General features: G+C 70.1%; 26 protein-coding genes. 24 read left to right on the top strand and 2 right to left on the bottom strand.

Annotation, left to right across the window (positions count from 1 at the left end):
• Positions 1–50 precede the first annotated feature (50 nt).
• Positions 51–437: a GntR family transcriptional regulator gene (locus ACZ6TD_RS33505; RefSeq protein WP_471344218.1), complete on the bottom strand. Its 387-nt coding sequence runs from the start codon at positions 435–437 to the stop codon at positions 51–53.
• 703 nt (positions 438–1,140) lie between these two features.
• Here ACZ6TD_RS33505 and ACZ6TD_RS33500 point away from each other — a divergent pair.
• The 24 genes from ACZ6TD_RS33500 to ACZ6TD_RS33385 all read left to right on the top strand — a co-directional run bounded on the left by ACZ6TD_RS33500 (position 1,141) and on the right by ACZ6TD_RS33385 (position 18,107).
• Positions 1,141–1,269, top strand: a complete 129-nt coding sequence (locus ACZ6TD_RS33500; RefSeq protein ID WP_471344217.1) for a hypothetical protein — start codon at positions 1,141–1,143, stop codon at positions 1,267–1,269.
• A 13-nt stretch (positions 1,270–1,282) separates the two neighbouring features.
• Positions 1,283–1,453: a hypothetical protein gene (locus tag ACZ6TD_RS33495; protein WP_385138448.1), complete on the top strand. Its 171-nt coding sequence runs from the start codon at positions 1,283–1,285 to the stop codon at positions 1,451–1,453.
• A gap of 102 nt (positions 1,454–1,555) precedes the next feature.
• Positions 1,556–2,335, top strand: coding sequence for a DUF4097 family beta strand repeat-containing protein (locus ACZ6TD_RS33490; RefSeq protein WP_471344216.1), 780 nt, complete (start codon positions 1,556–1,558; stop codon positions 2,333–2,335).
• 100 nt (positions 2,336–2,435) lie between these two features.
• Positions 2,436–2,741 carry a hypothetical protein gene (locus ACZ6TD_RS33485; protein ID WP_471344214.1) on the top strand — a complete coding sequence of 102 codons (306 nt, stop codon included), beginning with the start codon at positions 2,436–2,438 and terminating at the stop codon, positions 2,739–2,741.
• Positions 2,738–3,109 carry a hypothetical protein gene (locus tag ACZ6TD_RS33480; protein WP_471344212.1) on the top strand — a complete coding sequence of 124 codons (372 nt, stop codon included), beginning with the start codon at positions 2,738–2,740 and terminating at the stop codon, positions 3,107–3,109. The genes ACZ6TD_RS33485 and ACZ6TD_RS33480 overlap by 4 nt, the downstream gene beginning before the upstream one ends.
• Entirely contained in the window at positions 3,106–3,765 is a 660-nt protein-coding gene (locus ACZ6TD_RS33475; protein WP_471344211.1) for a GGDEF domain-containing protein, read from the top strand. The genes ACZ6TD_RS33480 and ACZ6TD_RS33475 overlap by 4 nt, the downstream gene beginning before the upstream one ends.
• Positions 3,762–4,253 carry a Pycsar system effector family protein gene (locus tag ACZ6TD_RS33470; RefSeq protein WP_471344209.1) on the top strand — a complete coding sequence of 164 codons (492 nt, stop codon included), beginning with the start codon at positions 3,762–3,764 and terminating at the stop codon, positions 4,251–4,253. Before ACZ6TD_RS33475 ends, ACZ6TD_RS33470 begins: the two co-directional genes overlap by 4 nt.
• On the top strand, positions 4,250–5,860 hold the full coding sequence (locus tag ACZ6TD_RS33465; protein WP_471344208.1) for a DUF2637 domain-containing protein: 1,611 nt from the start codon (positions 4,250–4,252) through the stop codon (positions 5,858–5,860). Before ACZ6TD_RS33470 ends, ACZ6TD_RS33465 begins: the two co-directional genes overlap by 4 nt.
• Before the next feature lie 394 nt (positions 5,861–6,254).
• Positions 6,255–6,533 carry a hypothetical protein gene (locus ACZ6TD_RS33460; RefSeq protein WP_471344207.1) on the top strand — a complete coding sequence of 93 codons (279 nt, stop codon included), beginning with the start codon at positions 6,255–6,257 and terminating at the stop codon, positions 6,531–6,533.
• A 140-nt stretch (positions 6,534–6,673) separates the two neighbouring features.
• The gene (locus ACZ6TD_RS33455; RefSeq protein WP_471344206.1) at positions 6,674–7,123 is read left to right on the top strand and encodes a hypothetical protein; all 450 of its coding nucleotides are present in this window, start codon (positions 6,674–6,676) and stop codon (positions 7,121–7,123) included.
• Positions 7,123–7,317, top strand: a complete 195-nt coding sequence (locus ACZ6TD_RS33450) for a hypothetical protein (RefSeq protein WP_471344204.1) — start codon at positions 7,123–7,125, stop codon at positions 7,315–7,317. The genes ACZ6TD_RS33455 and ACZ6TD_RS33450 overlap by 1 nt, the downstream gene beginning before the upstream one ends.
• Before the next feature lie 124 nt (positions 7,318–7,441).
• Complete coding sequence (locus tag ACZ6TD_RS33445) at positions 7,442–9,331, top strand: DNA polymerase III subunit gamma/tau domain-containing protein (protein WP_471344202.1); 1,890 nt, start codon at positions 7,442–7,444, stop codon at positions 9,329–9,331.
• Between the two features lie 3 nt (positions 9,332–9,334).
• Entirely contained in the window at positions 9,335–9,757 is a 423-nt protein-coding gene (locus ACZ6TD_RS33440; protein ID WP_471344200.1) for a hypothetical protein, read from the top strand.
• Positions 9,758–9,844: 87 nt separating this feature from the next.
• Complete coding sequence (locus ACZ6TD_RS33435; protein WP_471344199.1) at positions 9,845–10,636, top strand: hypothetical protein; 792 nt, start codon at positions 9,845–9,847, stop codon at positions 10,634–10,636.
• The gene (locus ACZ6TD_RS33430; protein ID WP_471344197.1) at positions 10,636–12,003 is read left to right on the top strand and encodes a DNA/RNA helicase domain-containing protein; all 1,368 of its coding nucleotides are present in this window, start codon (positions 10,636–10,638) and stop codon (positions 12,001–12,003) included. The genes ACZ6TD_RS33435 and ACZ6TD_RS33430 overlap by 1 nt, the downstream gene beginning before the upstream one ends.
• 34 nt (positions 12,004–12,037) lie before the next feature.
• Positions 12,038–12,184, top strand: a complete 147-nt coding sequence (locus tag ACZ6TD_RS33425) for a hypothetical protein (RefSeq protein ID WP_471344196.1) — start codon at positions 12,038–12,040, stop codon at positions 12,182–12,184.
• Between the two features lie 88 nt (positions 12,185–12,272).
• Positions 12,273–12,464, top strand: a complete 192-nt coding sequence (locus ACZ6TD_RS33420) for a hypothetical protein (RefSeq protein WP_471344194.1) — start codon at positions 12,273–12,275, stop codon at positions 12,462–12,464.
• A gap of 41 nt (positions 12,465–12,505) precedes the next feature.
• Entirely contained in the window at positions 12,506–12,832 is a 327-nt protein-coding gene (locus ACZ6TD_RS33415; protein WP_471344192.1) for a hypothetical protein, read from the top strand.
• A gap of 14 nt (positions 12,833–12,846) precedes the next feature.
• The gene (locus ACZ6TD_RS33410) at positions 12,847–13,242 is read left to right on the top strand and encodes an ASCH domain-containing protein (protein ID WP_471344190.1); all 396 of its coding nucleotides are present in this window, start codon (positions 12,847–12,849) and stop codon (positions 13,240–13,242) included.
• Between the two features lie 24 nt (positions 13,243–13,266).
• Positions 13,267–13,542 carry a hypothetical protein gene (locus ACZ6TD_RS33405; RefSeq protein WP_471344188.1) on the top strand — a complete coding sequence of 92 codons (276 nt, stop codon included), beginning with the start codon at positions 13,267–13,269 and terminating at the stop codon, positions 13,540–13,542.
• Positions 13,543–13,631: 89 nt separating this feature from the next.
• Entirely contained in the window at positions 13,632–14,516 is an 885-nt protein-coding gene (locus ACZ6TD_RS33400) for a bifunctional DNA primase/polymerase (protein WP_471344186.1), read from the top strand.
• Between the two features lie 2 nt (positions 14,517–14,518).
• Positions 14,519–15,994 carry an ATP-binding protein gene (locus ACZ6TD_RS33395; RefSeq protein ID WP_471344184.1) on the top strand — a complete coding sequence of 492 codons (1,476 nt, stop codon included), beginning with the start codon at positions 14,519–14,521 and terminating at the stop codon, positions 15,992–15,994.
• Between the two features lie 514 nt (positions 15,995–16,508).
• Entirely contained in the window at positions 16,509–16,751 is a 243-nt protein-coding gene (locus ACZ6TD_RS33390; RefSeq protein WP_471344183.1) for a helix-turn-helix domain-containing protein, read from the top strand.
• A gap of 90 nt (positions 16,752–16,841) precedes the next feature.
• The gene (locus ACZ6TD_RS33385) at positions 16,842–18,107 is read left to right on the top strand and encodes a tyrosine-type recombinase/integrase (protein WP_471344181.1); all 1,266 of its coding nucleotides are present in this window, start codon (positions 16,842–16,844) and stop codon (positions 18,105–18,107) included.
• Positions 18,108–18,182: 75 nt separating this feature from the next.
• On the opposite strand, the gene glnA is transcribed toward ACZ6TD_RS33385, so the two are convergent.
• The gene (gene glnA / locus ACZ6TD_RS33380; RefSeq protein ID WP_470011235.1) at positions 18,183–19,544 is read right to left on the bottom strand and encodes a type I glutamate--ammonia ligase; all 1,362 of its coding nucleotides are present in this window, start codon (positions 19,542–19,544) and stop codon (positions 18,183–18,185) included.
• Positions 19,545–19,724: the final 180 nt, after the last annotated feature.

Raw genomic sequence — 19,724 nt, 5'->3', positions numbered from 1 at the left:
GCGCACGGCGCGAGCGACAGCGGAGACCCTGCTGAGCCGCGCCAACACGCTCATTGAGCGGGCGGAGCTTCGTTGCCCTCGACAAGCCGCTCCAGGCGGTCAAGCCGGTCACCAAGCTGTCGGAGGGTCTCGTGAATCGTGCTGAGTTCCGACGCCAGCGCGGTGAACGCGGGGCTGCTGCCGGATTCGGTGCCGAGGGGCACAGCAGGATCACGGACGAACGTTCCGCGCCCCTGCTGGGTGATGACCAGCCCCTCGGACCGGAGCTGTCCATAAGCACTCTGCACGGTCATGAGCTGGACGCCGAGCTGCTTCGCGAGCCCGCGGGCTGCTGGCAGCCGGTCCCCCGGTCCGTAGGTCTCGTTCGCGATGTCCGCTCGGAACCTCGCGGCGATCTCCTTGGCCGTCGGCTTGGGCGCGTCAGGGCTTAGCTCCATGTCACGAGCGTAGCCGTCCTAGGTCAATCCGAGTTCGGTGGACCGGCTTGACTTACAGATTGACCTAGGTCAATCTGTAATCACTTCGCGACGGCCCAAGCGAGAAGGGCCGGAAGTGCTGTTTGACCTGCACAAACGCGCCCAGAGGGCCCCGTGAAACGGGCCTGAGGGCAGCACCCGTTGCTTGAGAACTGAAGACCTGCGCGACTCGCTGGTGACGACCCCGGAGGTGATCCGGGAGGTGACAGCGGCTGAGTTCGCGGGCCCGCTAGGTCGGGCCCGGGGCGAGCGGGGCAGGTCAGAACGGCGGCCGGGGAGGCCGGAACATCCCCGGACGTGCGGCTGGTGGCTGCTTTGGGTGAAACCGGGGCGGCTGCGCTGAGCGAGCGGATCATCCCCGTACCCGATACCGGGCAGACGGGCGCAACTGACCGAGGCAACCGGCCGTACGCACGCGCTTAAGGGCGGCACATGGGCACCTGGAGAGGGCCTGTCGGAATGCCGCACCTGCGAGAGGCAGCCCGGGGGTGATGTCCCCATCACGACTGCCGCTCGTCATGCAGGCAGGACGTCGGACAGGGCTCAGCGCCCGCGGCTTGCCTGTCTGCTTGATGAGAACGAAGAACGGCCCCGTTCCGGTGTTGCAGCACTGGAGCCGGGGCCTGAGACCACATCACCTGATCACGACAGGAGAACGGTCCTGATGGACAAGCGTATCTGGTCCTCCGGCTCCATCACCCAGCTCACGGAGGCGGAGCGGGAGGACCTGGCCCGCAAAAACCGCGAGCAGAACCAGCGCAGCGAGTCCAGCGCTGCCATCAAGCGCGGCTGAAGGGGGGAGCGCCATGGACAACAGCAGCCAGCAGTCCCCCTCGGTCGCGCAGATGCAGGCGGATGCCCGCCGGGACTACCAGCAGCACAACAGCCCCGAGACCCAGGCGGCGGCACGTGAGCAGTCCGGGCAGACCCGGACCGACGGCAACGCCGCGGGCGGCTCCTGGGGCCGCCGCCACTGACCGACCACGCACCCCGCCGACAGGGCGGCCGTACCCCATGAACCAGGGATGCGGCCGCCCTGTCGGCTGTCTGATCGATTCATCCTCAAGGAGAGACGAACAGTGGTTGAGCACGTCTTCAACGCCGACAGCACCGGGCCCGTGGTCTTCAACCTGGTACTGCCGCTGGGTCGGGCCATCGTCGCGGTGGACCCCAAGGTGCGGGCGGCCCGCGTGACTCTGCGGACCGAGGACACCACCGGCCCCGGCGCGGACGCGGTACGCCGGGCGACCTGCCGCCAAAACGGGCGGCAGATGTCCGTCCAGGTCCCCGAGATCCCCGGTGCCGTCATGATGAGCGGAAGCGGAGGCGGTAGCCGCGTCACCCAGACCGTCGGCACCGTCGCCTTCGGCCAGGCCGTCACCGGGCTGACCTTCATCAACGGCCAGCTCGTCAGTGCCGGCACCAGCGTGCCGACGATCCGGCCGATCGAAGCATTCGTCACGCTTCCCGCGCTGTCGAGCCTGGCGGTCGTCACCACGGCCGCCGACACCACCGTCTATGGAGACTTGGCGCGGCTGACGGTCCACTCGGTCTCCGGCGACGTGACCGCGCAGACCGTGCGCGTCCTGGACGCGCACACCACTTCCGGCGACGTCGCGGCCGAGAACGTGACCGGGGAACTGGCCGCGCGCAGCGTCTCGGGGGATGTGCGGGTCTTCTCCTACCGGGGCGACACCGCCAACGTCACGACCACCAGAGGTGACATCCACCTGACCGCTACCCGGGGGGCGACGGGCTTCATCACCGCCCGCTCCGTCTCCGGCGACGTGAAGGTCACCGGCGCCCGGCACCTCACCCCCCGGGTCCACAGCGTCAGCGGCTACGCCCTGGCCCACTGACCCCATCCCCGCACCACGCTGCCGGGGCGGCAGCCTCCGACCAACGACAGCCCGCCGCCCCGGCTTCCCCCCTGCCCATCCGACGACTCGGAGCTTCCCCATGAAGAGCTTCATCGGCCATCACGAGGTGGCCACCGACACCGACTACCTTGAACTCGCCCTCGGCACCCCGCTCGAGCTGTGGCTCGGCGAGGAGGGAGAGAGCGCCGAGGAGCGCGCGGCCCGTCTGGACGCGGCCCGTGACATCCTCGCCGACGACCCCGAGCTGATCGACAGCGTCAGCCGGATCGCCGCCGAGGCCATCGAGGCCCACGCCCCCACGCTGTTCCCCAGCCTCAGCCGCCTTCCGCGTCCGGCTCGCAGCACCGGCCGGACCGCGACCGTGTCCAAGGCGGTGGCCGCGTGAGCATGACCAACACCGCAACCGCACAGTCGCCGCTGGAGATGATTGCCGCTGATGAGCGGGCCCTGCGGCGTACTGGCGCAGTGGCCCGGGAGATCCTGGCACGGCATGCCGACCTGCCGCTGCACGGGGCGCGTTTGAAGTACGGCAACCAGATCCACCTCAACGCCCCTACCGCTGAGGACGTGAGGGCGTGGGCTGCCCGTCTGGACGCCGATGTCACCGAGCACACCGATGACCCCGGATACGGCCCTTTCCGGCACACCGACGTCGTCACGGTGATCGATGGCGTCCAGGTGCATGTCTGGCACTGCCGCATCCTCTCCGAGGCCGAGGCCGCCGCCTGGCGGGAGAACAGGGGCCGGTCATGAGCCACACCCTCGCCGCCCTGTCCGCCGCCGCCCCTCTGGCCGCCGGGTGGACCGTTCACGGGCTGTGGCAGCAGCGCCTGATCGACCGCGCCGAACGCGACGACCTCACCGGCCTGCCGCGCCGTGCCGCGTTCGAGAAGAGCGCCGCCCGGATCCTGCGCAAGACGCGGCGGGATGTCGTGGCGACCTTGGTCATTGACCTGGATGGCTTCAAGCAGGTCAATGACATCCATGGGCACGCGGCCGGTGACACCGCGATCCGCGAGACCGGCCGGCGCCTGGCCCAGTGGGCCGAGCCCCTGGGCACCGTGGCACGGCTGGGCGGGGACGAGTTCGCCGCCGTCATCCGCTGCCCCGACCCTCACACCGTGCGCGGAGAGCTGACCCACCTGCACCAGTGGCTGTGCTCTCCGGTCACCTACGACGGGCTGCCGCTGCCCCTGGGCGCCTCCATCGGCGCCTACCTCCACACCCACCGCCCCGCTGTCGATCTGTCGGCGGCGCTGCGGGTGGCGGACGAGGTCATGTACGGGGTCAAGCAGACCGGCGGCGGCTGGTCCATCACCCACACCCTCAGCCCCTCGTACCGGACCGTCAACGGCCGCCGTGACGGCCGCCGTGGCACCCACCTCGATGCCGAAGGAGGTACGACGTGACCCCGGAGACGATGACGGCCCCGGGGGCCGATCCCGTGCTGGTGGCGGCGCACGCGGAGGTGAAGGCGGAGATCGGCCGCACCGACAGCAAGGTGTCGCTGCTGCTGGCCTTCAACGGCGCCCTGCTGGCAGGGGTGTGGACTGTCGCCACCAGCCTGCCCCTCCACCCGGTAGCCCTGGCCGTCGGCGCGGTGGGCGTCGCGCTGGTGGTGGCCTCGGTCGCCGTGCTCCTGGCCGCGGTCCGCCCCGACCTCGGTGGCCCCCGTCGGAAGGGCTTCCCGCTGTGGGCGACGCTGACCGCCGAGCATCTGCGCGCAGCCCTGCTCGCCGATGACCTGGCCGAGCATGTGGCCCGCCTGTCGCGGCTGGCGGTGGGCAAGTTCGACCGGGTACAGCGCGCGGTGGACCTCACCCGCGCCGCCGGTGCCGCCTTCACCGTCGCCGCGCTGATCGCAGCGGGCCTGGCCCTGGCGGGAGGCGTCCGATGACCTCCTGGCTGTTTGACCTGTTCCCGGCCGCGCCGGGCTGGCTGTCCTGGGCCGCTCCCCTGGCCGCCGCCGTCCTGGTACTCGCGCTCGGATCGTGGGCGCTGGGGCGGCTGCGGAAGTCGGAGTGGCTGTCCGGCATCGGCCCCCAGGCCGTCGTCGCCCTCGGAGGCGTCGCCGTCTCCGTCCACGGCCTGTGGGGCTTCGCCACCGGCACCGCAGGACTGCCGGCACTGCTGGCGGTGGCGTTCATCGCCGTCTTCGACGCGGCCGAGATGACGCTGCTGGTCATGATGTACCGGGCGGCTGACCCGGAGGTGGGGTGGACGCCGGAGCTGCGGCTGATGCACCGCACCGCCTGGCTGCTGGTGTCCTTCTCCGCCGCGATGAACGCCGTCCACGCCCCGAACTGGTGGGCCCGCCCGGTCCTGGCCGCCATCCCCGGCCTGGCCGCCTGGCTGATCGAGCTGCAACTGCGCAGCAAGCTGCACCACGAGCGCCCCGACCAGGACGAGACGGGTGGGCGGCCGGGCCCGGTCCGGCTGGTGGTGCTGCTGTGGCAGCACGCATGGGCCGCCCTGTTCGCGCTGCTGGGCCTGGACGCCCGCACCTCCTCCTCCAGTGTCGCCCGCGCTGCGCTGGCGCAGCGGGCCGCGCACCGCGTCTACCGGCTCCGCCTGGCCCTGGAAACCCGCTCGTCCGGCAGGAGTTCTCGGCGAGCGCAACGCCGGTTGAAGCGGCTGCGGGGCCGGGCGCAAAAGGCGTTGGACCGTGCCGATGTCGCCACCGACACCGGCCAGTCGCTGGCCCTGGTGCGCCGTCTGGCCGCGCTCACTCGCGCGGATGAGGTGGCTCGCCTGAACTATGCGGATGCCCCGGCGGTGCTGGCGCTGATCGAGGACCTGGCGGTCACCCCGGCTGCGGAGCGGTTGGAGTCCTCGCGCGCGGATGCCGCGCGGCAGGAAGCCGAAGCCGCGCGGGAGCGCGCGGAAGAGGCCCTGCGTGCCGCGCAGAGGGACCTCGAAGCGGCCCGTGAGGAGCATGCCGTGCTGCTTGAGCAGCGGCAGGGTGTGGATGGTGAGGTGGAGGCTGCGCGGCAGCGCGCGGAGGATGCGCGGCAGGCCGAGGAGGCCGCGCGGAAGCGCGCGGATGGCCTGATCACTGCCGCGCAGCAGGAAGCCGACCGCATCCGCACCACCGTCGAAGGCGAGCAGCAGCGGCTGGAGCGACTGACCGCCAGAACCGACTCCCTTCAGCGGGCCCACGACCAAGCGTGCACCGCGTTGGGGCAGGTCAGGGACCAGATCGAGGAAGCCACGGCGCTGCGGGAGCGGCTGCTGGGGGACGTGGCCGAGCAGGCCAGCGGCGACCCGGATCCAGTGTTCAAGTCCGAGGCCAAGCAAGCCGGATGGCAGCTCTACCAGGACAAGGTCACCTCCGGGAACGGGGCCGAGCCGAGCGCTGCGGAGCTGGCTGAGCGCTGCTCGGTGGATCCGGGGAACGCGCGGAACTGGCTGCGTGATTTCCGTGCCGCGCGCGCCGCGCAGCTCACCGCGCACCAGCCGCGCGCCGCCGCGCAGAACGCTGACAGCGCGCTGGCGGGTGCCTGATGGAGCACTACGTATCGGGTGCTTTCCCGAACAACAACGCCTGCGAAGTTCTCAGTCTGGTGACCTGTAAGCGCTGCGGTGACGACCGGCTCGCATGGAAGAAGTCGGCCCGGACCGGCAGGTGGTACCTCTGCGACGTGCAGGCGATCGATCGCTGGTGCACTCCGCAGAACCCCCCGGCGTCGCTACTTCGTGCTGGCACGCCTGCCTCACAAGTGCACCGGGATGCAAAGCGCTACGGCCTGATGTCCTCGGCGTTCGGCAAGTGCTACGACCCCACCGGCGCCCGCTGCGGCATCCCCACCTCGATTGGTGTGCGTGACCTGCGCCTATCCGCTCGATCTCGCCGCCTGACCCGATTCCCATCACTCTGTTCATGCCTTTGGAGGCATTCGTGAAGCAGCGTCTTTTCCCTCTGCTCGTCGAGGCCATCGCCGCAGCGATGGCTGGGTACCTGGGATATCAGCTCACCACCTACGAGGTGCCGTTACTGCTCGACCTGGCGTGCGCTCTGGCGTTGTACATCGCTTTCCGCGAGAGCCTGCACCAGCTCAGGCAGGCGCCCCACACGGTCACGCACCGCTGCGCGTTCACCGTCCGGCTGACCCGCGCTGACGCGGTCGAGAACCGGCGGTGGCAGGAGATCGCCGCCGCCCATCCCAGCCACACCTGATCCCAGCAGTTCGTCCGGCATCACCAGTGAAGGCCAGCCCAGGGCATGTGGGCTGGCCTTTGCTGCGACTGCCGGAAGCAGTCGAACCCGGAGCGCCACGCACGCCCCGGGGCACGTTCACGATCCCATGGAGGAGCTGTATGGCACAGGAGAAGTGGTCTCCTGACCTGCTCAAGACGCCGGAGGACCGGGCGATCCACCTGGCGCAGCGGCGGGCGCAGATCGAGCCGATCATCGATGACCTGCGGAGGCTGGCCCGCGAAGTCGCCGCGGATCTCAAGGAGCGCGGGGGCCTGGAGGGTGACCTGCCGTTCCAGGCCAGGGCGCGCGCGTGGACGACTGGCCGTCCGATGTTCCAGGCCGTTGACGATCTGGAGGCGGCTATCACGCACCTGGTGGCGTTCGGCGCCCGCTACGAGCGGTCGTACGAGGAGCTGCCGGAGAAGCGGGCGAGGAAGGCGGCCGAGAAGCAGCGGGTCAAGGAGCTGAAGGCATCCGGCGGTGCCCCGCAGCTTGAGCAGCAGCGGACCGACGAGGGGTCGCAGGCCCAGAACGGTGGTCTGTTTGATCACCTCACGAAGGGCGCGTGATGGCCGGGAAGGATCCGGCGCGTGCGAAGCGGCTCCGTGCGGAGCTGTGGGCGCCGAGGGTCAACGAGGCCGCTGACGCCCGGTCGCGGGCCATCGTTCTGTTCGATCTGGCCCGCGCCAGGCTCGCCGATGATGACCCGCTGTGGCGGTCGCTGGCGTCGGAGCTGTCGCGCTACCTGGACGGCAAGCAGTGACGCTCTGTGTTCAACAACAACGCGTTCAACGAGGCGGTCCGGCCTCGCGCGCATAATGCGTGCGCGTCACGCGCGCGCGTACGCGAGGCGGCCCGCTACGTCAAGTAGTTGAAAGGGGCGGCCGATGGCCGACGACGACCCGGGGAATGTGATCACACTCCCCGTCATCAACCTGAACCCGCCAGGGGACGATCCGCCGGCATCCGGCGGCGGGCTGCCAGCCCTGCCGGACACCCCGCCCGCCGTCCCGCCGGGGCACATCAACCTTCCCTCGCCCGACCTGGACAGCGACGAGGACGACGAGAACGAGGACGATCCGGCCCCGGGGGTGATGGCGCGCGCCGCTGATGCCGGGTCACCGGCCCGGGGGAGTGCGTCCATGGCCATGGTGGCCCTGGCCGGTATCGCCGTGGCGGCCCTGCGCGGGGCCTGGAACGTGGCCGCCTACCTCAAGGCCCGGCGCGAGCATCATCAGGCCGTGGCCGAACAGGCCCGGCAGGACGCCAGCAAGAGCCGGTCTGGGGTGGACAAGGCCAGGACCGGTGCCGACGCGGCCCGTTGGAAGGGCCGTGTCCCGAGCGGTCCGGAGTTCGGCCGCGGCGCCGCCAGGGGCAGCGCCAAGCCGGGTGCCGCGATCTCCCGTACGGCGCCCACCCCTTCGGCCAAGCCCCACCACGCCACGGCAACGCACCCCAAAGCGTCCACGAAGGCCGATGGGTCCAGGAGCAGGACGCCGGACGGCATGAGGGCTGCTGACGCGCGCAGGGAAGCGCGGAGGGACGCTGCCGCTCGTGGGGGCGGCAGGAAGCCGACTAGGGGTTCCTCGTCGGCGGGCGCCGGGAAGGACCCGGGCACGCTGGGGAAGATGGCCCTGGCGCGGCAGGCCCGGAAGAACGATGACGCCACGGCGGCCCGGCAGGCTGATGCCGACCGGCGTAAGGCTGATCTGGCCGATCGGGCCAGCGCTCGGAAGCAAGCCGAGAAGGACGCTGACGCCAAGCGGGCCCGGAAGATCGCCAAGGACAAGGCCCGGAAGCGCAAGAACGACAAGCCCGACGACCCGAAGAAGCAGGACAAGGACGCACCACAGTCACCCGACAAGGCCAAGGACGGCGTCTCGAAGGCCGATCTGGCCACGAGACCCAACGGCGACAAGGGCAAGGACGACCAGACGAGGAAGCCGGGACGGTCCTCGTCGCACACGCCCGGCGGTGAACCGGGCAGCAGGCCGTGGAAGAACCGCACCAAGACAAAGCACACAAAGCGGGATACAAAGAAGCGCCGGAAGGCCCGCCAGGGTCCGTCAACTAGCGGGCCGCGCCCATCGGGTGGGCGTAGTCGTAAGAACGGCGCGCGCGGCCGTCAGCGCCCGCAGGACGCGCCCCGCACCGATGGTGAGTGGCTGCGTCCCCCACCCGGCTGGAAGGTCGGCTACTCCGTCACCATCACGCGGCCGGACCGCGAGAAGCCCGTACCGCAGCCCGCGGCCATCACCCGGGGTCAACTGGGGCTCCCCGCCGGAACCTCCACCGTCGCCGCCCCGACGGCCGGCACCGCCCCCGGACCCAGCGGTCCGGCAGCACCACAGAAGGGAGCGCCGCCTATGAGCGCAGCGCCAGCCGTGCGGACCACGCAGTTCACCGACGCCGAGCTGACGGTCTATGACGTCATCGACTCCGATGAGGACATGGCCGAGGAGATCCTGGCGGGCGCCGAGCACGCCCAGGCAGTCGCCGACCGGTGCGAGGACCTGACATCCGCCCTGGAGTCCCTGCGCGCCGAGCTGATCGACAAGAAGGTCCCCGGTGTCCTCATCGGCTGGACGGCGCGGCTGATCGAGCGGGCCCAGGTCGTCCAGGGCAAGGCCGAGGGCCTGGCGGCCGCGCTCCCCCGTGCGTCCGAGGCCATCACAGCTGCGGGCCAGCGAGCGGCCGAGGCGGACAAGCACCGCGCTGATGCGGTCAAGGACGCCGGACACGTCGCTCCGGCCGAGCGTGAATACCACCAGGAGTAACCCATGAGCGAGATCGAACCCGCAGGCATCGGCGGCCGGATCGCCCATCTGATCGGCGACGGGGTGACCTTCACCATCGTCACGGTCAGACTCACCGCCGCCTCCGCCGCCATGGCGGCCCTCTCGCAGGCCGTCAGGGGCGCCTACAAGTACGTCGAAGACTGTGCCACCTCGGTTGACCGGCTGGCCGACACCGCAGCGTCACTCCACGTGGACGCCGACGTGATCGCGGCCCACCGCGACGCGGCGGCCGTCATGCGCTCGGTACTGGCCGAGGCGGAGGAGCTGGCGAACGAGGCGGCCGAGATGTCCGGCGACTTCCGCCAGGCCGCCGACGGCCACGAGGCCGATTACGGCCCAGTCGCCGCCGCCATGCAGACCGGCGGCGCCGACGTGGCCGACCGGACCTACTACAGCAACCGATAACCCGATAACACCGCGCGACCCGGGGCGGCCCGCCGAACGGGCCGCCCCTTCGCGTCCCTGCCCGTCAGTCAGGAAGGACCGAAGGTCATGATGCCGCTGCGCACCTACATCGCCACCGCACGGGCCCGCATCGGCCGCGTGGCCACCACCGCCGGAGCCGCCACCCTCACCGCCGGTCTCTTCACCGACGCGGTCACACTGCCGGGCCTTACCGCCGCCCTCGGCGCGGCCCTGCTCGGAGTCGGCTTCTCTCCCCGGCTGATGGCCGCACACGAGAAGGTCAAGCCCGTCGCGATGATGATCTATGCCTCGCCGCACGCAGGCATGGCCGGGATCCTCGTCGCCGAACGCGTCACCTCCGGTGGGGTGGCCCGCCTTGTGGAGGCGGGTGCCGTCACCGTCTGGACGGCCGGTGTCTGGTGGATCCGCCCCGCCTTGCTGGCCAAGCGGATCGCCAAACCCTGGCTCACTACGGAGCAGCAGCAAGAGGCGGCGCCCGCCGTCGTCCAGGAGCTGGCCGACCCGGCGGCCCGCTGGTGGGCGGAGCACGTGGCCCGTGAAGGCGGCATCGCACCGGGCACACGGCTGGTCGCCACGCAGCGGATCGACGCCGATCGCAAGGCGGCCGTCATCGCCGCGACCACACCCGGCGAGCCCGTTCCCGAGATCAGCATCACGCGCCTGTCCGCCCTGACGGACATCCCCGAAGAGAAGATCTCGATCGACCCGTTACCCGGCCGGGGCGCGGGCCTGCGCATGCTCACCATCGGCAAGAAGCGTGAAGCATCCGCCGACACCTGGACCGAGATCGCCCGCTCCGCCCTGCCGGGCGTGGAGCTGGTGGAGACCAACACCTACGAACTCAAGGAACTCCGCTGATGGCGGACGTCACCGAACACGTCCTCAAGACTCCACCGGGGGGAGTGAAGAACATCGACCACGACGCGCTGTGCGACCTGCTCAAGATCGATGACCCCTCCCGGGTCATCTTCGAACAAGCCCGAGGAGAAGCAGTGGTCAGGGTCTTCCCCACCAACCCCCTGATGAACATGCGCCCCGCGACCCTGGCCGACCTGACCATGGACACACGCGGCCGCATCACCGTTGGCGCGTACTACGACGGATCGCCCCTGCGCATCCGCCTGTACGACCCGAAGACCGGCAACGCACAGCGGATGGCGATCTTCGGCACCACCGGAGCCGGGAAATCCCGGGCCCTGCAATCCATCCTGGCCGCCTGCAAACGCTCCGGCATCGTCGTCCACCTGGCCGACCTCAAGGAAGGCCAGAGCGTCCCCGAGGCGGCCGGGAACGTCGCCACCAGGGTCACCACCCAAAAGGGCGCCATCCGGCTTCTGCGCCGCCTCGTACGCGAGGCCGAGCGGCGGATGAAGGCGTACGGCGAGATGGGCCGGTCCGGCTTCATCATCGGCGACCCCGACCCGCTGATGTACGGCGTCATCGACGAGGCCAACCGGCTCCTGGAGAAGGGGGCCCCGTACCGCGATGAGGCAGCCGGGCTCATCAAGGAGCTGGGCCGCACCGGCCGGAGCGTCGGCGTCGGCATCATCCTGGCCGCGCAGGCCGGCCACCTTGAGGAGATGGGCGGAAGCGACACCCTCCGCGGCATGCTCAAGGAAGGCGAAGTGATCCTGCTGCGCTGGTCCTCCGCGATGATGGCCCAACTCGTCTCCGACGGCCTCCTCCCCCGGGGCGAATCCCTCCAGCCGATCCCGAAAATCGTCGGCCAGGTCCGCCGCATCCGCCGGTGGAACGAGGCGGCCGACGAGGACGAGGAGGAGCCGAACTCGCAGGGTATGTGCTACCACCTGACCTCGGCGCGGCCGACGAGCATGGCGCGCTTCTTCCTCGTCGGCTCCATCGCCCCGTGCCGTGGCCACGATCCCGTCATCCTCGCGCTATACGGCGACGGGCCACCCCCGGGCGAGCCGTTCGACCTGGACGACACGACAGAGGAGACCCCTTCGGGGGGCACTGCGGCCCCGTCGGGCCGACCGTCCGTACCGGCCACGGTGGAAGCGATGCCGCCGGGGCCGGTGACACTGGCCGACCGGATCACCGCCGCTCTGTCCAAGGGGCCGCTGACCGAGGCCGACCTCCTGACGGCCGTCAACGCCGACGGCCACAAGCAGATCAAGCGCGGCTCCCTGCGGACCCGCATCTCCGACCTGCGCCGGGACGGCGTGATCGGGCCGCCCGACGGCGGCCTGGTGACGCTGTCGTAGGCGCGCGCCATGCTGGCTCCAGGGAGGAGACGGCATGGACTTCGAGTTCGAATGCTGGTGCTGCGGCGCAGACTGCGTGGTCTACGGCAAGCCGGTGGGCTTCTGGACCGAGCGCTACCGACTACCCGCCGAATGGGACTGCTGGAACTGCGGCGCCACCAACACCACCCCCGACGAATAACCCCACAACACCCCAGCGACCAAGGGCCCCGGAGGGCAAAGCCTCCGGGGCCTTCGCATGCTCACATCCCTTTCAGCAAGGAGCCGCCGTGATCGTCTCCATATCCACCGTGCTCATCCTCGGAGCCCTCCTGGGCCTCATGCTCCGCAACCGCAGCCTCGGCGCTGGCGGCGCCACCGTCGCCGCGCTCTTCGGCTTCTGCCTCGCCTCGACCGGCGCGGCGCCTGCGATCAACGACGCCTTGCAGTCCCTCGCGGACTCCCTCAGCCGCATCGGCTGACACAGCCCCAGCACCCGCGCCAACCGGCCCCGGAGGCAGCCATGCAGCAACCCGACCCGCGCCACAACATCCCCGGAAACCTCGCCCCGCACATACCCGCCGACGTCTACCAGCGCGCCCAGGCCACCGGACAGCCGGTCATCATCGTCGTGACCGACACCGCCCCGACCGGCTTTCCCTGGCGGCGCGTCCTGATCCCGTTCGCGATCGCCGGGGCGGTCGTCGCCGGGGGCTGGGGACTGGTCGCGGCCCTGTGCTGGCTGATGGACGTCGCCGCCCACACCGCAACCGTCATCGCCGGGGCCACCGCCGGACCCCTCGGGGTCGGTGGCATCACCCTCAAGCTCTTCCAGCCCAAGAACAAGTGAGGAACACACACCGCATGAAGGCACTGACCGTTCACCAGCCATGGGCGGACGCCATCGCCTACGGCAGCAAACGCATCGAAAACCGCTCCTGGACCCCGCCCGCCGCGACTGTCGGCAGCACCATCCTCATCCACGCGGGCAAGAGGTTCGATCCCATGGCCCGCTTCCTCATCACCGACTGGGACACGCTCGACGGCTGGCCCGACACCCGCGGAGCTGTCATCGCCACCGCTGTCCTGGCCGGGTCCCACCGTGCTGATGGCTGCTGTGCCCCATGGGGTGACCTCCGCGGCCATCACTGGCAGCTCACCGACGTCCAGCCGCTCACCAAACCGGTGCCCTGCCACGGGGCCCAAAGGCTCTGGACCCCCACCACAGCCACCATCCAGCGCATCATCCGCACCGCCTGATCACCACGAAACGAGGAACGCCGCATGACCCGACTACGCATCCAGCTCACCACCTGGCCACGCCGCGCGCTCATCCTCACCGACACCCCCCGCCCCGACTGCCCCGACTGCGACGGATACGGCGGCATCGAGCACGACTACGGCGACTACGAGACGGGCGAATACGCGGGCACCGACTACGAGCCCTGCACTTGCTGGAACGAGACCCGCCGCTGGACCCTGCTGCCCCTCCCGCGCCGCCCCCGGTGGCTACGTCGGCACCGCCCCAACGTCGACCCGTGGGCCGAGCCCCCGTTCTAGACACGCCCGGGGCGGCGGCCTCCGACCAAGGACAGCCCGCCGCCCCGGCTTCCCCTGCCCATCCACAACGGAACAGGAGAACCCCAAGCATGCCCCAACCCGATCCACCCCGGCGAGACCACCCCGCCCGCACCCACCTACAGACCGCGCTCGAACTGGCCCAGGTCGGCATGCCGGTACTGCCCCTGCGGAAGGGCAAGGTCCCGTTCGGGAACTGCCCCGCGTGCACCGGCCAGCCGCCCGCATGCGGCGGGCGGCCGAACATGAAGACCCCCGGCCCCTGCCGGTGCCCCGGCCCCTGCCACGCGTGGGCCGCCGCCACCACCGACCCGTCCGTCATCACCTCACCCGTATGGGCCCCGGCCTGGCGCCAAGCCGTAGCCGTCGCCTACCACCCCGGGGGTGCCGGGCTGACCGTGGTGGACCTCGACGACACAGCAGCCGTCGCATGGGCCCGGAAGACCCTGCCCGCCACCAAGGTCGTGCCCACGACCCGCGGCGAGCACTGGATCTACCGAGGCGCCGTGCGCTCGGTGAACGCCGTCCGGGACGGTGTCGACATCAAATCCACGATGGCCTACGCCCGGTGGCTCGGCCCCGGCACCGGCACCATGACCGATCTGCCGGACATCGTGCGCGCCCTGGCCGTGAAGGAGCCCTCCACCGTCCGGTCGGCTCCGCAGGCCATCACCGTGCCCGCACGGGCCGCGGGGGAAGGGGGGTGCCCTCACCGCACGCCCGCCTACCTGGACCGTGGAATCGCCATGGCCGAGCAGCGCATCACCGAGGCCCGCAGCGCGATCCACACCACCGTCTACCGCGCCTTCCTCGCCGTGCTCTCCACGCACGGCCGGTGCGGCTGCCTCACCGAAGCCCACGTCACGCGGCTGTTCACCGCCGCGCAGGCCAAAGGCGAATCCCCGCGGCACTGCACCGACGCATGGACCAACGCCCGCACCACCTTGGGACTGTAGCCATGGCCGAGGACGAGAAGACTCCAGCCCGCGAGGTCATCACCGACTACGCGCAAGCGCACTTCCGGTACTTCCGCACCGCCGACGGCACCGTATACGCGCAGCGCAACGGCCACCCCGTCGCCCGCCCGATCCGCTCACAAGGCACCACGGGCAGCCACCGCCAGGAACTCATGGTCGGCCTGTTCAAGGACGGACACGGCGTATTCAACGGGACCGCGCTCAAGGAGGCGTTGGACTTGATCGAAGCACTCGCGCTGACCGAGGACGTACAGCCCACCCACATCCGCGTCGCCCCCGGATTCGACGGAGCGACCTGGCTCGACCTGGGCCGCAACGACGGCAAGTCCGTCCGCATCCACCCCACCGGCTGGGACATCACCACCCCCGACCCGCGCGAGGTCTGCTGGCGCCGCACCCAGCTCACCGGGGAACTGCCCCTGCCCGTCAAGGACACCGACGGCAAGGGCATCGACCTCCTTCTACGGCTGTGCAACTTCGCCAGCGCAGAGACCGAATGCCTGGCCATCGCCTGGCTCATCGGCTGCCTGGAGCCGTCCGTGCCCGTCCCTGCCCCCTTCCTCACCGGCCCCCAGGGCGCGGGCAAGTCCACCGGCGGCCGGATGCTCGTGCGGATCATCGAGGGCATGAGCGGCGACCTGCGCCGGGCGCCGAAGGACGAGGAGAACATGATCACGGCCGTTGCCGCCGGATGGGTCACCGCCCTGGACAACCTCTCCCACCTGCCCCCGGACCTGTCCGACCTCATGTGCTGCATCGTGACCGGCGCCGAGAGCATCAAGCGCGCGCTCTTCACCGACGGGGACGTCGTCCGCTCCCGCTACCGGCGCCCCATGCTCCTGACCGGCATCGACGTCGGCGTCATCAGGCCCGACCTCGCCGAACGCCTCCTCCCGCTCCGTCTCGTGCGGCCCCGGGTACGGCGGACCGAGGCGGAGCTGTGGACGGAGTACGCGGAGATCCTGCCGGTAGTTCTCGGCTCCCTGCTGGACCTCACGGTGAAGGTGCGGGCCGCGCAGGCGGAGACCCCCACCGATCTGCGGATGGCCGACTTCGCCCACCTGTGCGCGCAACTCGATGCGGCTACCGGCTTCGGCTCACTGGCCGCATACCGAGCCAGCCTCGATGACCTCAACGACGACGTCATCGAAGGAGACCTCCTCGCGCAGACGGTCTTGAAGCACGCCGCCGGACTCGACACGGGCGCGGAAGTCCGCATGACGTCCACAGAGTGGCTGCACTGCCTCACCGGCCTCTACAGCGGCGAGGAATGCCGTCCCCTGCCCAAGGGCTGGCCCACCACCGGCAAGGTCCTCTCCGACCGGCTCAAGCGCCTCCAGCCGACCCTCGCCGCACGCGGCGTCCTCATCGACTGGGGCCGCACCAGCGCCGCCCGCTACATCGAGATGACCCGCCCCGCGACACCACCCCCGCACCAGCAGAACGCGGCGTTCTGACCCACGTCACCGCGGCGGCCGAACAAGCAAGAGGAGCACCCCCGCCGGGCGCGCGGTGCTCCTCTTGCTGTTCCGGCGGCTTGCCGCCGCTGCACAAGACGGCCGCGAAGCGGCTCCTTCTTGTCCTGAGCAGCACCGCACCACCACAGACACCGCCCCTCTTCTTTTCCTAAGAGAAGAGATCTTGCGTCACCCACGTCACCAGCCATCCGAACCCGGACCCTGACCAGCGGCGACAGCGGTGACGCAGACGGCGAAACCTGCGTCATCCCGCGTCACCCACGTCACAGGTGACAGAATCCCGCTCCGCCCTGTGACACGCCCCGAGCTGCCCGCGTCACCGGATAACCACAGGTCAGAAGCGCAAATGACGTGCGTGACGCGATGACGCAGAAATCCGCGCTTCGGACAGGCGCGAGCAACAGCATCCCCTCGATCTCAGGGCAGCGGCCCCCGACCAAGGACAGCCCGCCGCCCTGTTCGCCCATCCCGACAGCCCCATCAGGAGGGCCAGGTGAGTCCAACCACCGCCACACAGGCCGACCCCCGCGCCAACCTCCGGGCCGGACTCCCGGACCGCTACCTCACCCCCGACGACATCGCGGAGCTCTTCGAGGTCCCCCTGGAGACCGTCTACCAGTGGCGTAAGAAGCGCATCGGCCCGCCCGGCTTCCGCATCGGCAAGCACCTGCGCTACGACCCCACCGACGTCCATCACTACGTCAGGGACCGGAAGGCCGCCCCCGAGGCCGCCTGACAGCAGACATCACCCAGCACGCCCACCAGCGGGGCGGGACCGCACGGTCCCGCCCCGCTCTCATGCATGCGAGAAGGGACCACCGCCTCAATGGCAGGTCACATCCAAGACCGCTGGTACAAGACCGAGATCGGCGCCGACGGGAAACGGCGTCGCGTCAAGACCGACCGCTACGGCACCGGCATGCGCTACCGCGCCCGGTACATCGGCCCGGACGGCACCGAGAAGAGCAAGTCATTCCCCGACAAGCAGAAGCGCCTCGCCGAGAAGTGGCTCACCAACACCGAGGCCGACATGTCGCGCGGGCAGTACATCGACCCGCGCGCCGGACGCACCACCTTCCGCGAGTACGGCGAGAAGTGGCTCGCCGCGCAGACCACCGACCCGAACACGCGGGTACCGGTGGGTGTGCAGCTCAGGCTTCACGCCTTCCCGTACATCGGCTCGCGCCCGCTGGACTCCTTTCAGCCTGGACACATCCGAGAGTGGCTGGCGGAGCTGGAGCGAGCGGTGCCGGCATCGTCGTACCGCCGGGTGATCTTCGCGAACGTCTCGTCTGTCCTGAACGCTGCCGTGGACGACAGCCTGCTGCTCAAGAACCCGTGCAAGGCGCGATCGGTCCGTGCGCCCGAACGCGGGGCCCCTCGAGTACGTCCATGGCCTGCCGAGCGTGTCTTCACGGTGCGGGCCGCGCTCCCCGAGCGCTATCAGGCGATGGTCGACATCGGGGGCGGCTGCGGTCTCCGGCAGGGCGAGATCTTCGGTCTGCCCGATGACGAGGTGAACTACGAGGCCGGATGGCTCCACGTCGCCTATCAGGTGAAGGTGGTCAACGGGCACCTGGTATTCGCACCGCCGAAGCGCAACAAGGAGCGGGACGTGCCACTGCCGGAGCGCGTCGGTCGCGTACTCAAGGAGCACCGGAAGCACTTCCCGCCCGCCGAGGTCACGCTGCCCTGGCTGCGGCCGGACGGCCCGCTCATAACCAAGAGCCTGCTGTTCTCCCTCTCAGGGGGCGGCGCGGTCCGTCGGACCGACTTCAACACCCGGGTGTGGAAGCCCGCACTCGTCGCGGCCGGGGTGATACCCGAGCCCGAGAGGGGTGAGCGGCACGAGGCGGCCCGCGAGCACGGCATGCACGCGCTCCGGCACTTCTACGCCTCGGTCCTGCTGGACGCCGGGGAGAACATCAAGGCCCTGAGTGGCTACCTCGGCCATGCTGATCCCGGCTTCACTCTCCGGACGTACACGCACCTGATGCCCAGCAGTGAGGGACGTACCCGGAAGGCCGTGGATCGGCTGTATGAGGCGGTCGAATCCGCGCCGGACGGCCCACAGACGGCCCAGGAGGAATGAGACGACTCCGGGCCAGCGTCGTGACGACGCTGGCCCGGATCATCGGTCGAGCGGGAAACAGCCACTGACCTGCGCCTACAGCACCGGGAGGTTCTTCCGCAGTTCGAACGGTGTCACCTCGGAGCGGTACTCCTCCCACTCCTGCTTCTTGTTGCGCAGGAAGAAGTCGAAGACATGCTCCCCGAGCGTCTCCGCGACCAGTTCGCTGCGCTCCATCAGGTCGATCGCCTCGCCCAGGTTCTGCGGGAGGGGCTCGATGCCGAGGGAGCGGCGTTCGGCGTCGGAGAGGGCCCAGACGTCGTCGTCGGCGCCGGCCGGGAGTTCGTAGCCGCCCTCGATGCCCTTGAGGCCGGCGGCGAGGAGCACCGCGTAGGCCAGGTAGGGGTTGGCGCCGGTGTCCAGGGAGCGGACCTCGACACGGGTGGAGCCGGTCTTGCCCGGCTTGTAGAGGGGGACGCGGACGAGGGCGGAGCGGTTGTTGTGGCCCCAGCAGATGTAGGAGGGGGCCTCGCCGCCCGCGCCGGCGGTGCGCTTGGAGCCGCCCCAGATGCGCTTGTAGGAGTTGACCCACTGGTTGGTGACGGCGGAGATCTCCCCTGCGTGGCGGAGCAGACCCGCGATGAAGGAGCGGCCCACCTTGGAGAGCTGGAACTCGGCGCCGGACTCGTAGAAGGCGTTGCGGTCGCCCTCGAAGAGGGAGAGGTGGGTGTGCATGCCCGAGCCGGGGAATTCGGAGAACGGCTTGGGCATGAAGGTGGCCTGGACGCCCTGCTCCAGCGCGACCTGCTTCATGACCAGGCGGAAGGTCATGATGTTGTCGGCGGTGGAGAGCGCGTCGGCGTAGCGCAGATCGATCTCCTGCTGGCCGGGGGCGCCCTCGTGGTGGGAGAACTCGACCGAGATGCCCATCGATTCGAGCATGGTGATCGCCTGGCGGCGGAAGTCCATGCCGATGTTCTGCGGGGTGTGGTCGAAGTAGCCGGAGGAGTCGGCGGGCACCGGGCGGCTGCCGTCCACCGGCTTCTGGCTGAGCAGGAAGAACTCGATCTCGGGGTGGGTGTAGAAGGTGAACCCGAGGTCGGAGGTCTTGGCGAGGATGCGCTTGAGGACGAAGCGGGGGTCGGCGAAGGACGGTGAGCCGTCCGGCATCAGGATGTCGCAGAACATCCGTGCGGTCCCGGGGGCCTCGGCGCGCCAGGGCAGGATCTGGAACGTCCCGGGGTCCGGCTTGGCGATCATGTCGGACTCGTAGACCCGGGCGAAGCCCTCGATCGCGGAGCCGTCGAATCCGATGCCCTCGTCGAAGGCACCCTCGAGCTCGGCCGGTGCGACGGCCACGGACTTCAGGAAGCCGAGCACATCGGTGAACCAGAGCCGCACGAACCGGATGTCGCGCTCTTCGAGCGTGCGGAGCACGAACTCCTGCTGCTTATCCATGGTCCCCTATCCTTGCAGGTCAAACGGCTCTTTGTGCGGGCGCGGGGCACCTTCCGCATCCCCAGTATCACGCGGCGGCATTTCACGGAGGTTTCGTCCGGTCGCCCCGGTCTCCCCTCACCTCACCACGATGGGTGCATCGTACTTTCACCCGGCCGGTCCCGGACCCGACCGTTCTGC

The sequence above is a fragment of the Streptomyces yongxingensis genome, from assembly GCF_055597465.1.
Note: the sequence above shows the minus strand (reverse complement) of the source record. Positions and strands in the feature narration are given on the sequence as shown.

What these genes read in the sequence shown, in the direction of transcription:
- ACZ6TD_RS33505 (WP_471344218.1), bottom strand. Translation starts at nt 437, where the DNA reads ATGGAGCTAAGCCCTGACGCGCCCAAGCCGACGGCCAAGGAGATCGCC.
- ACZ6TD_RS33500 (WP_471344217.1), top strand. Translation starts at nt 1,141, where the DNA reads ATGGACAAGCGTATCTGGTCCTCCGGCTCCATCACCCAGCTCACGGAG.
- ACZ6TD_RS33495 (WP_385138448.1), top strand. Translation starts at nt 1,283, where the DNA reads ATGGACAACAGCAGCCAGCAGTCCCCCTCGGTCGCGCAGATGCAGGCG.
- ACZ6TD_RS33485 (WP_471344214.1), top strand. Translation starts at nt 2,436, where the DNA reads ATGAAGAGCTTCATCGGCCATCACGAGGTGGCCACCGACACCGACTAC.
- ACZ6TD_RS33475 (WP_471344211.1), top strand. Translation starts at nt 3,106, where the DNA reads ATGAGCCACACCCTCGCCGCCCTGTCCGCCGCCGCCCCTCTGGCCGCC.
- ACZ6TD_RS33465 (WP_471344208.1), top strand. Translation starts at nt 4,250, where the DNA reads ATGACCTCCTGGCTGTTTGACCTGTTCCCGGCCGCGCCGGGCTGGCTG.
- ACZ6TD_RS33455 (WP_471344206.1), top strand. Translation starts at nt 6,674, where the DNA reads ATGGCACAGGAGAAGTGGTCTCCTGACCTGCTCAAGACGCCGGAGGAC.
- ACZ6TD_RS33450 (WP_471344204.1), top strand. Translation starts at nt 7,123, where the DNA reads ATGGCCGGGAAGGATCCGGCGCGTGCGAAGCGGCTCCGTGCGGAGCTG.
- ACZ6TD_RS33445 (WP_471344202.1), top strand. Translation starts at nt 7,442, where the DNA reads ATGGCCGACGACGACCCGGGGAATGTGATCACACTCCCCGTCATCAAC.
- ACZ6TD_RS33440 (WP_471344200.1), top strand. Translation starts at nt 9,335, where the DNA reads ATGAGCGAGATCGAACCCGCAGGCATCGGCGGCCGGATCGCCCATCTG.
- ACZ6TD_RS33435 (WP_471344199.1), top strand. Translation starts at nt 9,845, where the DNA reads ATGATGCCGCTGCGCACCTACATCGCCACCGCACGGGCCCGCATCGGC.
- ACZ6TD_RS33430 (WP_471344197.1), top strand. Translation starts at nt 10,636, where the DNA reads ATGGCGGACGTCACCGAACACGTCCTCAAGACTCCACCGGGGGGAGTG.
- ACZ6TD_RS33425 (WP_471344196.1), top strand. Translation starts at nt 12,038, where the DNA reads ATGGACTTCGAGTTCGAATGCTGGTGCTGCGGCGCAGACTGCGTGGTC.
- ACZ6TD_RS33415 (WP_471344192.1), top strand. Translation starts at nt 12,506, where the DNA reads ATGCAGCAACCCGACCCGCGCCACAACATCCCCGGAAACCTCGCCCCG.
- ACZ6TD_RS33410 (WP_471344190.1), top strand. Translation starts at nt 12,847, where the DNA reads ATGAAGGCACTGACCGTTCACCAGCCATGGGCGGACGCCATCGCCTAC.
- ACZ6TD_RS33405 (WP_471344188.1), top strand. Translation starts at nt 13,267, where the DNA reads ATGACCCGACTACGCATCCAGCTCACCACCTGGCCACGCCGCGCGCTC.
- ACZ6TD_RS33400 (WP_471344186.1), top strand. Translation starts at nt 13,632, where the DNA reads ATGCCCCAACCCGATCCACCCCGGCGAGACCACCCCGCCCGCACCCAC.
- ACZ6TD_RS33395 (WP_471344184.1), top strand. Translation starts at nt 14,519, where the DNA reads ATGGCCGAGGACGAGAAGACTCCAGCCCGCGAGGTCATCACCGACTAC.
- ACZ6TD_RS33385 (WP_471344181.1), top strand. Translation starts at nt 16,842, where the DNA reads ATGGCAGGTCACATCCAAGACCGCTGGTACAAGACCGAGATCGGCGCC.
- glnA (WP_470011235.1), bottom strand. Translation starts at nt 19,544, where the DNA reads ATGGATAAGCAGCAGGAGTTCGTGCTCCGCACGCTCGAAGAGCGCGAC.